Consider the following 13,659-nt stretch of genomic DNA (forward strand, 5'->3'; position numbering starts at 1 on the left):
TTCTGTTTATAACTATTTTAAGAATTATATCTCTACACTGCCAACATTCTCAAATATCAGATCTCCGTGAGAGTTCAATTCCATCATAATCACTGAATCTTTGGCAACCTGCCCACTCAGGATTCCCTTTGAAAGCTCATTCAGAATACGTCTCTGCAATACTCTTTTCAAAGGTCGCGCACCGAATGCCGGGTCGAATCCGTCTTCCCCGAGCTTGGTCAGCGCCTCGTCGGTTGCGTCCAGCGTGATACCCTGTTCTTGCAGCATTTTTTGGATTCCCTTGAATTGAATGTCCACGATCTTGCGGATATTTTTCATAGTCAGCGGCTCGAACAGCACGATCTCGTCGATCCGGTTCAGGAACTCGGGTCTTACCGAAGCCTTCAATAGATCCAGTACCGCGGTTTTGGCTTCTTCCACGATCAAGGTATGGTTCCAGCCTTCATCTTCTGCGAATTTCTCCTGAATAATGTGGCTGCCAATATTGGAAGTCATAATGATGATCGTGTTCTTGAAGTTTGCGACCCGGCCTTTGTTGTCGGTCAGCCTACCTTCGTCAAGTACTTGCAATAATATATTCCAAACGTCGGGGTGGCCTTTCTCGATCTCGTCCAGCAATATCACGCTGTACGGTTTTCTCCTTACCGCCTCGGTCAGCTGTCCGCCTTCATCATAGCCCACATATCCCGGAGGCGCACCTACCAGCCTGCTTACAGAATGGCGTTCCTGATATTCGCTCATGTCAATGCGGACCATCGCGTTTTCGTCATTGAACAGGTATTCAGCCAAAGTTTTAGCTAATTCGGTCTTTCCGACACCGGTCGGGCCAAGGAAAAGGAAGCTTCCGATCGGACGTTTTGCATCCTGCAAACCTGCCCGGCTACGCCTCACCGCATCAGAAACCACCTCAATAGCTTCCGCCTGGCCAGCTACCCGTTGATGCAGGTGCTCTTCCAGTTGTAGCAGTTTCTCACGGTCGCTTTGCAGCATTTTGCTCACAGGTATACCCGTCCATTTGGCCACTACTTCGGCAATATCTTCCGGCGTGATCTCCTCCTGCATCAGGCTCTGAGCGTTTTCGGAGTTCTGCAATGTTTCCAGTTGCCGCTGCACTTCGGGAATCCGGCCGTAGCGGATCTCGGCTACCTTACCAAAGTCGCCGGAACGTTCGGCCTGTTCAGCTTCCAGCCGCAGCTGTTCGCTTTGTTCTTTCAGTGTCCTTACCTCGTTTACTTTGCCTTTTTCATTCTCCCACTGCGCTTTCAGGGTATTCCTTTCTTCGCTGAGATCGGCGATTTCTTTGTTCAGGACAGTTTCCTTATCCTTATTATTTTCTCTCCGGATCGCCTCACGCTCAATTTCCAATTGCATGATCCGGCGGTTCAGCTCGTCCAGTTCTTCGGGCACGCTGTCCATTTCCAGTCTCAGCTTGGAAGCCGCCTCGTCCATCAGGTCAATCGCCTTATCGGGCAGGAATCGGTCGCTGATGTATCTGTTAGACAATTCCACTGCCGCAATCACAGCATCGTCCTGGATCCGCACGCCGTGGTGCAGCTCATATTTTTCCTTAATACCGCGGAGAATACTGATCGCGTCCGGAATATTCGGCTCGTCCACCATCACAGCCTGGAACCTGCGTTCCAGCGCTTTGTCCTTCTCCATATACTTTTGATATTCCTTCAAAGTAGTGGCACCGATCGCGTGCAATTCACCTCTCGCCAAGGCTGGTTTCAGCAGGTTAGCCGCATCCATTGCGCTTTCTCCGCCACCACCGGCACCGATAAGTGTATGAATTTCATCGATAAAAAGTACTATCTCACCTTCCGAATCGGTCACTTCTTTGATGACCGCTTTCAGTCGTTCTTCAAATTCACCCTTATATTTGGCACCTGCGATCAGCAATCCCATATCCAGGGATACGATCGTTTTGGATTTCAGGTTTTCGGGCACGTCGCCTTGCACGATACGCTGCGCCAGACCTTCCACGATCGCCGTTTTACCAACACCCGGTTCTCCCAGGAGGATCGGATTATTTTTGGTACGGCGACTTAATATCTGCAACACCCGCCTGATCTCTTCGTCGCGACCAATCACGGGATCGATCTTGCCGGCTTTTGCCAACTCATTCAAATTCTTGCTATATCGTTCGAGCGAGCGATATTTAGCTTCTGCATTTTGATCTTTCACGGGATTATTTTTTCCTCTAAGTTCTTTGATTGCATTAATCAACTTTTTTTCTTCAAATCCCAGCTCCCTCAAAAGGATCGCTGTGGAATCTTTTCCGGCCAAGATACCAAGCAAAAGCAACTCAATACTGACAAATTCGTCACTGAATTCTTTCAGATAGTTTTGCGCTTTGCCGCTGGCGGCCGCCATATCGTTGCCCAGATAGGGCTGTCCCCCGCTAACTCTTGGATAACCGTCCAATATCTTTTGGAGCCGGGTATTGAGGATATCCGGTGAGATATTCAGTTTATTCAACAGGAAGAGCGAGGTATTTGGGTCCTCCTCTAATATCGATTTCAGTACGTGGCCAGTTTCAATCGCTTGCTGCTGATTGCCCTGGACCATTTGCGCAGCGTGTTGTATAATTTCCTGCGCCTTGATGGTATATTGGTTAAAGTTCATGGCGTTGATTTTGTTTTCGATTCACTTATTAACCTCATGAAAAGTATGTGCCCGAGATCAAAACCGGAAATTTTGGCATTATTGTGCTCAGTATCGAAGGATTCAGGACAAAATGTCGCTTGTGGGAGCTTATGGGTTATCGAAGTGAAGCTTGGCTAAGTTGCCTTAAAAAATAAAAGCCGCCCGTTTAGAAACGAGCAGCTTTTTCAAGGTGTCAGAATTGTTTGATCAAATATCCATTTGAGTTTTCAAAAGATCTTCCAGCGTCTCCCTTCTGCGGACGAGCCTGGCATTCCCGTTGTCAACGAGCACCTCGGCTGGCCGAAGTCTTGCATTGTAATTCGAGCTCATCGTGAATCCGTAGGCGCCTGCATTCAGAAATGCGAGCACGTCGCCCTGGCGCACTTCGGGCAGCTCGCGGTCGGTTGCGAATGTATCCGTTTCACAGATATAGCCCACCACATTGTATGTTTTGAGCGGGCCGCCGGGATTGGAAATGTTGAGGATATGGTGGTAAGAACCGTACATCATCGGGCGGATCAGGTGGTTAAGTCCCGAATCGACGTGAACAAAATTGCGCGCCGGATCTTCCTTTACTACCGTCGTTTTTACAAGCAGAAAACCGGATTCGCTCACCAGAAATTTGCCGGGTTCAAACCATAGTTGCAGTTTCCTTCCATATTCATTACAAAAGGTGTTGAAGCGCTCGGATATATTCTTTCCTAATAATTCCATATCCGTAACATGGTCACCAGGCAGGTAAGAGACTTTAAATCCGCCCCCCAAGTCGATGATTTCCAGATCGGGGAAGCGTTTTGCGGCTTCAAAAAGAATATCCGCTACTTTCAGAAAAGGCTCTGCGTCTTTAATATCCGAGCCCGTGTGCTGGTGCAGACCAACTATTTTAATATCGTATTTCTTCACCACTTCCAGCACTTCATCCAGCATCAAAACCGAAATTCCGAACTTGGAATCCGCGTGGGCGGTCATGATTTTTGCATTTCCACCTGCCGCCACATTTGGTTTGATCCTGATCAGGCAGGGTTTTGTGTTCCCGTAAGTCTGGCCAAACCATTCGAGAAGCGGAATGCTATCCACGTTCACGATCGCGCCTGCGTCCACTGCCGAGCGAACTTCTTCAAACGGAACGCCGCTGGGAGTGAATGTGATTTGACTGGCATTGTAGCCGGCGATCATTCCCATTTCCAGTTCACCCGGAGAAACCACATCGAGTTCTACACCTATCTCGCGCATCAGTCTCAGGATTGCCAGGTTGGTATTGGCTTTGCAGGCGTATTTAATTTTCAGATCAATCCCGTCAAAAGCCTGTTTCAACTCGCCGGCTTTGCGTCGGATCGTGGCGCCGTCGTAGGCGTAAAGCGGGCTTCCGTAAGTTTCTAAAAGTGCTGCTAGATCGATTTGGTGGGTCGAAAAGGGAGTTGGTTCTGCGGACGACATTATTATAATTGATACTTTGTTTTTGACTAAAATTAAAAGCTGCTACTTGCAATACAGATCGAGGTAGGTCGCCATTTCCTGCTGGATTTTGAACGCTTCCTGCCGCGCTTTTTGCGAGAAGTCGATTCCATTTCCTGCATAAATAATACTTCTCGACGCGTTGACGAGCAAGCCGCAATGACTGTTCATTCCAAACCTGGAAACTTCTTCCAGATCTCCGCCCTGTGCACCCACGCCCGGTACAAGCAGAAAGTGATCGGGGACAATTGTTCTGATTTTTTCGAACTCGGGAGCCTGCGTCGCGCCTACCACATACATCATGCGATCAGCGCCTGCCCATTGCTGGGAGATTTTGAGCACCTGTTCATACAAACTACTGTCCTCTACTTGCAGTCGCTGGAAATCGGAACTGCCTATGTTAGAGGTTAATGCCAGCAGTATCACCCATTTATTTTCATATTCCAGAAAAGGAATCACCGAATCGCTGCCCATATATGGAGCTACGGTCACGGAATCGAAATCCAGTCCGGAAGAGGTTGGGTCAAAGAATGTGCGCGCGTACAAGCCGGAAGTATTGCCGATATCGCCGCGTTTTGCATCTGCAATCGTGAAATGCGTGGCAGGAATATATTCAAGTGTTTTCTGTAAACTTTCCCATCCTTTTGCACCCATCGCCTCGTAAAACGCAATGTTCGGTTTATAGGAAACACAATAGTCGGCAGTGGCGTCGATAATCTGTTTATTGAATTCAAAAACAGGGTCAGCCTCCTGCAATAAATGCGAAGGAATTTTACGAATGTCAGTATCGAGTCCTACACAGAGGTAGGTTTTCTTTGCTGAAATTTGCGTGAAAAGCTCTTGATAAGTCATGATTTGGGAAATATTGCGCTGAAATTACAACGTCTAACAATAGATTCATAAATTTGCCTGACAATACATCGCATCCATAATTTATAAGAAGATCACGTTCATGCATATTCGAGAAACATCCATATCAGGTTTAGTTGAAATTTTTCCGCGCGTTTTCGAAGATGACCGCGGGGTGTTTTTCGAATCTTTCAACAAGCAGGTATTTGAAAGTCTGGGCTTGCCAACCAATTTCGTTCAGGACAATCAGTCGTTTTCGAAAAAAGGGGTTGTGAGAGGATTGCATTTTCAGAATGCGCCTTTTGCGCAGGGCAAGCTTGTGAGAGTAATTTCTGGTGTGGTAATGGATGTGGCTGTGGATATCCGCCCGGATTCGCCAACTTTCGGTCAGCATGAAATTTTCGAGCTTCGCGGCGACAAGAACAACTTTGCGTATGTTCCCGAAGGATTTGCACACGGTTTCGTAGCGTTGGAGGATAGTATTTTCAGCTATAAATGCACAAACGTGTACAGCAAAGAGTCTGAATCGGGTATTTTGTGGAATGATCCTGACCTGAATATCGACTGGGGGATTTCTAATCCGCTAGTATCTGAAAAAGATCTTATTCTGCCTACTTTCAAATCTTTGTTCGCAGACGCCCGGATCAAAGCCTAACGCTTATTTTTCAAAAAGCTCTTCCAGTGCCTTGGAAGCAATTTTTTTTGCAGAACCCGGATTTTGACCGGTGATCAGCCTTTCGTCCATTTCAATGAATTCCATGAATGGGATCATTGTTTTGGTGAAATGTGCGCCGCGTTCTTTCAGTTTATCTTCCAGGTAAAAAGGAACTTCGCTTACAAAACTCATCAGCGTTTCCTCCATATTGGAATAGCCGGTGAGATATTTGTCCTGTATCAGGTAAGAACCATCAGAAAGTTTAACGTTCATCAATCCCGACACGCCGTGACTGACTGCGGAAACCATTCCGTTGCGTTCGTAAATGCTTTTTGTGATTTGAATCAGCTCCTGGTTTTCAGGGAAATCCCACATTGCTCCGTGCCCGCCGGCAAAATAAATCAGACGGTAGTCAGCGGGATGTATTTGGGAAGGAGTTAGCGAATGTTCAAGCTTGTTTCGGAAAACCGGGTCTTCCCAGTAGCGGGCATTGCATTCATCTTTGAAATCAAGGCTGCGTTCATCAATCGGAACGTTTCCACCTTTTGGACTGACAAAGTCCATAATAATCCGTCGTTTCGCCATTACATCGTAAAAATGCGTAAGCTCACTTAACCATACCCCGGTTTTAGTTGTTTTGGTTGGATAGGCTTCGTGGTTGGTGCAAACGATTAATACTTTCATACAATGCAGTCGAATGTTACTGCACGAAAGATAAATAAAATCCGGGGAATGTTCCGGGCTTAATGGAGCCGGTAACTTAATTCAGCTCAGGACAGCAGCTGGTTTTTATATGCAAATGAAACTGCGGCCGCAGTGCTTTTCGTGCCGGTTTTTTCGAGTACGCGGAGCCGGTGTCCTTCCACGGTTCTGACACTAATAAATAACTTATCGCCAATTTCCTGCGTGGAAAGCCCGTCACAGATTAGTTGCAGCACTTCCTTCTCTCTGGTCGATAGGGCTACATTGCATGCATTGGGGAAGAAAGGGTGCTTATTTACATGGCGGTTGACCATTTTTCTGTGCATTGCCTTCGACACAAAATCGTTATAATAAAATCCTTCCTCATCTACTCTCCGTATCGCCTTTTCGACTTCGTCGGGACTGGTATCTTTGAGCAAATAGCCCTGCACGCCTTTTTCAAGCATATGTATAACGAACCGGTCCTCATTGTACATGGAAACGACAATGACTTTGATATTGGGAAACCTTTCAAATGCGGCTTCTGTCGCCTGCACTCCGTCCATTACCGGCATTTGCAGGTCCATGAATACGATATCTGGTGTATTGGCGGGAAGCCTGTCCAATAGCTCCTGACCATTGGCTGCTTCCAGTACAAATTCAAAATCAGGTATACCGCTCAGCATGGATATAAAACCCTTTCTGAACAGCTCGTGATCGTCAGCAATTCCTAATTTGAGTGTTTTCATGGCTATTTAAGCATTGACTTTTTCTCTCCGGAAGGGGTGCAATGGTTCCGGTTTATTTTCGGACATCGGCATTACCGGAATGCGCGCGCACGCACTGGAGCCAGTTCCTTTCGCTGGCTTCTCATACTGCACGGTTCCGTTCACGATAGCCAGCCGACTTTCAATTCCAAGTAAGCCAAGACCAGCCAGATTATTTTCTTTAATTTTTTCGGGATCGAAACCAATTCCATTATCTGTGACACGCAGCCCGATCATTTCATTTTCGATTTCAAGGGAAATCTCAATACTCGAACAGCTTGCGTGTTTAATCGCATTATTCACCAGTTCCTGCATAATACGGTACAATGTGAGTTCGAGCTTTTGTCCTTGTCTGGGAAATTCAACTGTATTGGAATGAAACGAAATAACGAGATTATTATCCTCTTCCAGTTTATCAATAAATTCCTCAATCGCTTCCAGTAGCCCAAATCTTTCCAACGTAGTAGGCACAAGGTCTCTGGTAATCCTTCTCACATGCAAAATGGTTTCTTCCACCAGGGACTGAGATTTTTTCATGATCTGTTCCTGTTTCTCGTTTTCCGATGCATTCACCAGTTTACTCAACTGGTTCAGGCTAAGCTTAGTAAGGGAAAGCATGGTGCCAATATCGTCGTGGAGGTCTTGTGCTATCCGCCTCCGCTCTGTCTCTTCTGAGTTAAGTGCCGTATCGAGGAGCAGGCGGTTATAATTTTTTTCAATATCGTTAATCTTTTTCTCTTCTTCGAATCTCCTTTTTTGATAATACATAACGAACGAGATCACAAAAAATGCCATCATCAGCATCGCGATCAATGCTATCAATAATGCTAGTTTGAGCTCCTCGTTATTTTGCATATCGTTCGTCAGGAAACTGGGCTATTCCAATGCTGAAAAGAATAATACTTACACTTTCAAACATATAAGGTACGTAAGTCAAAAAGCCAATTTCAAGCCATTCCTCCCATTTGGAAGAATAATGAAATACCGGCGCAATAAACAAAAAGCTCGAATAGTAAATCAGCAAACCGGAGCATACCCAAAAAAAAGGATAGGTCAGCAGATTCGGGATTTTTAGTGCGCGTATTGTATTGTAAAAATAGAGTAAAACCCAGAACAACATGAAGAGACTTTCTACAGTCGTCGAATACAGCACCATTTTGTGGTTATGCAGGTCTGCAAGCGACGGATTCGTGTGTAGTGTGTCCCATATTGAAAAAAGTATGAAAACAGGAATCGATGCCAGTATCCAGTTCTTGAACCGTCTCGTCTCCAATTTTTGATAAAAAATCAGACTGGACAAAACGTACCTGAACGGGACATTGAAATTATATAGTACAACTGTATTTCTCTTGTGTGAAGCCCAGTCGAACATAATGAAATCAATGACGAACTTAACCATCAGGTAAATTCCCAGGATTAAAAAAGCATTGTCCCGATAGGCTTTTCGCTGCCAGATTAGCAGCAGGGGCAATAGAGTTAAGAAAACCGGAATACTTGCAAGAGGTTGCCTCTTAAAATAAGAGAAGTAAATCTCTAGCATTGAATAGTGATTAAAAAATCAACAATGACGAGGGCAGACAGGACCACCTACCATAGCCTCTTTTTCTGCTGCCATATCCTTCATACCTCCCAGTCGCGCAGTTTTGGTAAGGTCGTTCCCACGCGCGTCGACTGGGACGATGACCAGTCTTGGAGTCGGCTTTATTTCGTTGCGCCTGCTCGCTACAAACTTTTCATCTATCGAATTATCCTCTTCATCTCTCACCCCGTAATACACCCTGAAACCAACACAACTCTCTTCATAGAGACTTATCAGGTCTTTAAATGTATGTAGTCCGAAGAATTCAGCTTTCACAAAATTATCGCCTCTCCCTAAAATGTCACGCTCACGGTCCAGGTGCGGATTAATAATTTCAAGTGCTTGTTCCGCAGAAATAAGTTGTCCTTCTCTACCGGTAAACTTTTTGGCATCCATAATTAATAACAGGTTTTTAAGGTGTTTCGACTTTTGTAAATGTAACCAGGGTATCTATCTGGATCAAGCAAAGGTATTCGAATTGATTTAACGGTTTGTGTGGTTAACCTACTCTTAATCAGGCTATAATTCGTCTGTTGTAACTAATAATCACGTAATATTACCTGATAGATTGCGCATAATTACGAACAATTTGTGTAACACTACCTGAACTAAAAATCGGGGATTTTCACTCTAAAATTGGCTGTGTTGCAGATATACATTTGTAAGGCATTAGGGAAGCTTTGCAGATTCTTCATAGTCAGCATTACAAGGGTTAGGTTAACACTCGAAAGCCGCGAAGGTCTCCTTCGCGGCTTTTTTTGTTTATTTGAAATTGAAATCAAAACAAAAAAATGAAACCGACTGTAACGATTGAGTATTGTCCAAAATGTGGCTGGCTTTTGAGAGCTGCCTGGATGGCGCAGGAGTTGCTGACAACTTTCGCAGAAGATCTGCATGCTGTTCAACTTGTACCTTCGGAAGCAGCTGGAAGATATACAGTTATGCTTGATGAACTGCTGGTTTGGGACAGAAAAAGGGAAGGTCATTTTCCTGAGCCTAAGGAGTTGAAACAGAAGATCAGAGATATTATTGCTCCTGATCGCGGACTGGGTCACAATGATCGGTAATGTCGCTATGCATCAGGACAAAATGTCTTACTGGGGAGTGGCTACCTGTAATTATGGCTTGGTTATACTTGAAGAACTGAAATCAGAAAAATAGAATATTCAGTTTCGCAAATTAAGTTAACATATTCTTTTTCAACTTCTTATATACTAGCTTTCCCTTGGTACCTGCAATTTATTAACAGAAAAATAATCTTTGGCACGTAGTTTTTCGTTAATGGTTAAAAACTTGTGAACCTAAAACGCGATAGCTATGGAAAGCAAACCTAAAATACCACAGGAAATGTTGATGAACATCGATTTTATCAACACGATCAATGGTGGAATGAGCGAGCCGGCCATAAAGCTTGATAAGGGATCAGAGGGGTTTGAAGTCGTTGTGAAAATTCCAGGCATCGAAGTTGAAGACCTTCAATTAGAGGTCGTAAAGGGTAAGAGAAATACAAATAACTTGAAGCTTTTTCACTTGTTACCTATATTTTCACAGGATAACCTTCCCGAAGAAGAGCAATGGAAGACCGTTCGTTTTATCAATACATTTGTCATTCCGGAAGGAGTGGATATTGAACATATATCGGCGAAATATGATGATTCGCTTCGCCACCTGGTCCTGTTTCTGCCGTATGGAAATGAGCAGGGCGATTATCACCGGAAGGTCGATATCGAACGTTGGTAAAAATCGAGAATTGGATCTTATAGTGTCACCCAGCAGTAACAACTGCTGGGTTTTTTTGTGGAAAACGGTACCATTATACGAGACACTTTGCTAACCAAATAGCCCATTAAACCGAAATAGTACGACTTTTCCATCTAAATAGCGCGGAATTGTATCTAGCCAATAGTTTATATTAACATACGGTAAACATTCGGGAAAACATAAAAAATTGGGGTTCGATATTCTTATCTTAGCATAGATGTTCAATAACTTACCCTCTTAAACTCAACGCTATGAAAAAATCAAACATCTTCGCCTATATCGAGCTGACGAAATTGGTGGAAGAGCTCAACGTGTCGGCAGAGTCGGGACAACTTAAACAAAAGCTTAAATCTCAGTCTGCTTATTTTAACATCATTGAACCCCGTTATTTTTCTGAAAATCTGATTGGCGAATGGGAAGGAATCCTATCTACGCTTAAACAAAAAGGTGTCAAAACCAATGATGACGGTCAGGTAATTTCGAACGCGGTAAGCAATACGATTGATCAACTGACCGACAGAGAATGTCAGGCGCTGGTTAGCAAAATCCAGACAGTATACAGTCAGGTCAAGCAAGAATTTCAGTGATTCAGAATAACAGCGCCGGGCGCCGGACTGTCGGCGCTGTTATTCAGGTATCTTAATTAACAGTACCTCCATTCCACACATCGCTTCCCGGTTGTACAAATGCCAGGCTGCCATCGCGGTCTTCGGCCATCAATATCATTCCGTGGCTTTCCATACCCATCATTTTGCGGGGAGCAAGATTTGATAGATACAGTACTTTTTTGCCTATTATTTCCTCTGCCTTAAAGTGTTCCGCGATCCCGCTCAGAACGGTTCTTTGTTCTATTCCGATATCAACTAGCAGTTTTAGCAGCTTTTTGCTTTTCGGCACATTCTCAGCTTCCACGATCGTCGCGATCCGGATATCCATTTTGGAGAAATCATCATACTGAATCTCAGCCTTCACCGGAGCGACCGTTTTGCTTTCCAGCTCATTCTGCCGTTTGGCATCGTGTAATTTCTGGATTTGTTTTTCAATTGTACTGTCTTCCATTTTCTCAAAAAGTAAAGAAGCTTCATTAATAGATTGCCCCGCAGCCAGCAGATCGGGTCTTCCAGCATCCTGCCATAACCCGCCATCAAACCCGAGCTGTTCTCTTATTTTTTGCGAAGTGAACGGAAGAACCGGTTCTGAAACGATTGCCAGCGTAGCCGAGATTTGCAATGCGATATTCATGATCGTGTTCACCCGATCCGGATCTGTCTTGATCGCGTGCCACGGCTGGGTATCTGCAAGGTATTTATTGCCAAGCCGCGCCAGGTCGATCATAAAAGTCAGCGCTTCTCTAAACCTGTAATGCTCAATAGAATCCCCGATCCTGCCTGGAAATGCAGCCAGGTCTTTCAATACCGCCAGATCAATTTCCTGTAAATCCGCAGTCGCCGGCACTTTGCCATCGCAGAATTTGTGCGTAAGTATAAGTGCCCGGTTGATGAAATTTCCGTAAATACCAACCAGTTCACTATTATTTCTGGTCTGAAAATCCTTCCAAGTAAATTCGCTATCCTTGGTCTCCGGCGCATTGGCAGTGAGCACGTAACGAAGCACATCCTGCTTGCCCGGCATCTCTTCCAGGTATTCGTGCAGCCAGACTGCCCAGTTGCGCGAGGTCGATATTTTGTCGCCTTCCAGATTCATAAATTCGTTCGCAGGCACATTGTCGGGAAGAATGTAATCTCCCTCCGCCATCAGCATTGCAGGGAAAATAATGCAGTGGAAAACGATATTGTCTTTACCGATGAAATGCACGAGCTTCGTTTCACCTTCTTCCGGGTTTTCACCTGGTTGCCACCACTTTTTCCAGCCTTCGTCGGAGCCATTTTGTTGGGTAAGCCAGTCTTTTGTAGCCGAAATATATCCGATGGGCGCTTCAAACCAAACGTACAGCACTTTTCCTTCTGTATTCTCTACCGGAACCTGAATACCCCAGTCGAGGTCTCGGGTCATTGCGCGGGGTTTTAATCCGTCTTTTAACCAGGACTGGCATTGTCCCAATACATTGGTTTTCCACTCAGGGTGACTATTAATATATTGTTCGATCTGCGGTTGAAGGGTATCTAGCGGCAGGTACCAGTTTTTAGTTGCTTTCAAAACTGGCTTTGCGCCGGAAAGCATCGAGCGCGGGTCTTTCAGTTCGAGCGGGCTGAGTGTTGAGCCGCAGCGTTCGCATTGATCTCCATATGCATTTGGATTCGCACAAACCGGGCAGGTTCCAACAATATATCGGTCAGCAAGAAATTGTTCAGCTGTTTCGTCGAAATACTGCTCAGTGGTTTCTTCTACAAAAACTTTCTTTTCATATAAATCCCTGAAAATCTCCTGAGAGGTATCGTGGTGGATTTTTTTGCTGGTACGGGAATAAATATCGAATGAAATGCCGAGTTCTTTAAATGCGGCGTCAATTTGTGCGTAATACTTGTCTACTACCTGCTGCGGGGTCAAACCTTCTTTTTTCGCCCGGATCGTGATCGGTACTCCATGTTCGTCTGTGCCGCTGATGAATGCTACGTCTTTTCCGTTGGCGCGTAAGTAGCGAACGTATATATCTGCCGGTATGTAGCAACCCGCCAAATGTCCGATATGAATAGGGCCATTTGCGTAAATAAGGGCTGCGGTAACGGTGTATCTTTTTGGATTTGAAACTGGCATTATTAAAGTATTTGGATTAGACCAATGTGTTGGTTTCCGGAGTCCGGCGCTCTGTTTTAGTCCGCTAAATTAGCCAAAAAACCTTGCAGAAAGGTGTTGCGCGCAGCAAGCTTTCAAATATTAAGAAGGAAGAAATAATTTTATATAATTGCAGAATATTAACTATACACTCACCCTTCATGACAGAACGATACCACACCCGCCAGCAACTGGCTGCCGACCTCGGGATTTCCGCCCGAACTCTTTCGAGGAAAATCAAACTGCTTAGTATCAGCATGCCGCGAGGTCTCATCGCGCCTAAACTATATCAGCAATTGCTCGAAAAGCTGAGGACTTAGCTCCGCTGTCCAACTTTGTCCAGTTTTGTCCAATCTTGTCCAAAAATGGGTATTGCGGATTGATATTAATTATCAGATGTTTGCATCGCTGCGCAGCTCGATCCTATTTGTTTAACTAGAACAAAAATAGAAATGCTGAAATTCAGAATTATTTTTCTTTCAATGCTACTTATTTGTAGTTACCCGCTCTGGGCGGTGAAGCCTTGTAAA

Annotated in this window: 14 protein-coding genes; 5 read left to right on the forward strand and 9 right to left on the reverse strand. The window is 44.9% G+C overall.

All coding sequences use genetic code 11. The features are described 5' to 3' along the window. Positions 1-24 precede the first annotated feature (24 nt). The 3 genes from clpB to pyrF all read right to left on the reverse strand — a co-directional run bounded on the left by clpB (position 25) and on the right by pyrF (position 4,956). Positions 25-2,628, reverse strand: coding sequence for an ATP-dependent chaperone ClpB (gene clpB, locus KOD92_RS16170; protein WP_215234615.1), 2,604 nt, complete (start codon positions 2,626-2,628; stop codon positions 25-27). Between the two features lie 228 nt (positions 2,629-2,856). After that, positions 2,857-4,086, reverse strand: coding sequence for a diaminopimelate decarboxylase (lysA, locus tag KOD92_RS16175; RefSeq protein WP_215234616.1), 1,230 nt, complete (start codon positions 4,084-4,086; stop codon positions 2,857-2,859). A 42-nt stretch (positions 4,087-4,128) separates the two neighbouring features. Then, a complete protein-coding gene (gene pyrF / locus KOD92_RS16180; protein WP_215234617.1) occupies positions 4,129-4,956 on the reverse strand; it encodes an orotidine-5'-phosphate decarboxylase in 828 nt (275 codons plus the stop codon). Positions 4,957-5,056: 100 nt separating this feature from the next. Here pyrF and rfbC point away from each other — a divergent pair, with 100 nt between their 5' ends. Continuing rightward, positions 5,057-5,608: a dTDP-4-dehydrorhamnose 3,5-epimerase gene (gene rfbC / locus KOD92_RS16185; RefSeq protein WP_215234618.1), complete on the forward strand. Its 552-nt coding sequence runs from the start codon at positions 5,057-5,059 to the stop codon at positions 5,606-5,608. 3 nt (positions 5,609-5,611) lie between these two features. On the opposite strand, the gene KOD92_RS16190 is transcribed toward rfbC, so the two are convergent. From KOD92_RS16190 to KOD92_RS16210, 5 genes are all read right to left on the reverse strand, one after another. After that, positions 5,612-6,292 (reverse strand): type 1 glutamine amidotransferase domain-containing protein, encoded by a 681-nt coding sequence (locus KOD92_RS16190; RefSeq protein ID WP_215234619.1) that lies wholly within the window; start codon positions 6,290-6,292, stop codon positions 5,612-5,614. 86 nt (positions 6,293-6,378) lie between these two features. Then, positions 6,379-7,038, reverse strand: coding sequence for a response regulator transcription factor (locus KOD92_RS16195; RefSeq protein ID WP_215234620.1), 660 nt, complete (start codon positions 7,036-7,038; stop codon positions 6,379-6,381). 6 nt (positions 7,039-7,044) lie between these two features. Beyond that, positions 7,045-7,911: a sensor histidine kinase gene (locus KOD92_RS16200; RefSeq protein WP_229254703.1), complete on the reverse strand. Its 867-nt coding sequence runs from the start codon at positions 7,909-7,911 to the stop codon at positions 7,045-7,047. Then, positions 7,901-8,596: a hypothetical protein gene (locus KOD92_RS16205; RefSeq protein ID WP_215234621.1), complete on the reverse strand. Its 696-nt coding sequence runs from the start codon at positions 8,594-8,596 to the stop codon at positions 7,901-7,903. The genes KOD92_RS16200 and KOD92_RS16205 overlap by 11 nt, the downstream gene beginning before the upstream one ends. A gap of 18 nt (positions 8,597-8,614) precedes the next feature. Next, positions 8,615-9,031 carry a hypothetical protein gene (locus KOD92_RS16210; protein WP_215234622.1) on the reverse strand — a complete coding sequence of 139 codons (417 nt, stop codon included), beginning with the start codon at positions 9,029-9,031 and terminating at the stop codon, positions 8,615-8,617. A gap of 395 nt (positions 9,032-9,426) precedes the next feature. Here KOD92_RS16210 and KOD92_RS16215 point away from each other — a divergent pair, with 395 nt between their 5' ends. The 3 genes from KOD92_RS16215 (at position 9,427) to KOD92_RS16225 (ending at position 10,983) form a co-directional block, all read left to right on the forward strand. Then, positions 9,427-9,702 carry a SelT/SelW/SelH family protein gene (locus tag KOD92_RS16215; RefSeq protein ID WP_215234623.1) on the forward strand — a complete coding sequence of 92 codons (276 nt, stop codon included), beginning with the start codon at positions 9,427-9,429 and terminating at the stop codon, positions 9,700-9,702. Positions 9,703-9,952: 250 nt separating this feature from the next. Next, positions 9,953-10,375 carry an Hsp20/alpha crystallin family protein gene (locus KOD92_RS16220; RefSeq protein ID WP_215234624.1) on the forward strand — a complete coding sequence of 141 codons (423 nt, stop codon included), beginning with the start codon at positions 9,953-9,955 and terminating at the stop codon, positions 10,373-10,375. A gap of 272 nt (positions 10,376-10,647) precedes the next feature. Further along, positions 10,648-10,983, forward strand: coding sequence for a hypothetical protein (locus KOD92_RS16225; RefSeq protein ID WP_215234625.1), 336 nt, complete (start codon positions 10,648-10,650; stop codon positions 10,981-10,983). 52 nt (positions 10,984-11,035) lie between these two features. On the opposite strand, the gene metG is transcribed toward KOD92_RS16225, so the two are convergent. Beyond that, positions 11,036-13,111, reverse strand: coding sequence for a methionine--tRNA ligase (gene metG / locus KOD92_RS16230; protein WP_215234626.1), 2,076 nt, complete (start codon positions 13,109-13,111; stop codon positions 11,036-11,038). 179 nt (positions 13,112-13,290) lie between these two features. Between metG and KOD92_RS16235 the strand changes: the two genes are divergently transcribed. Beyond that, positions 13,291-13,449, forward strand: coding sequence for a hypothetical protein (locus tag KOD92_RS16235; protein ID WP_215234627.1), 159 nt, complete (start codon positions 13,291-13,293; stop codon positions 13,447-13,449). The last annotated feature ends 210 nt before the right edge of the window (positions 13,450-13,659 follow it).

The organism is Dyadobacter linearis, assembly GCF_907165045.1.
In the GTDB taxonomy this organism is placed as follows: domain Bacteria; phylum Bacteroidota; class Bacteroidia; order Cytophagales; family Spirosomataceae; genus Dyadobacter; species Dyadobacter linearis.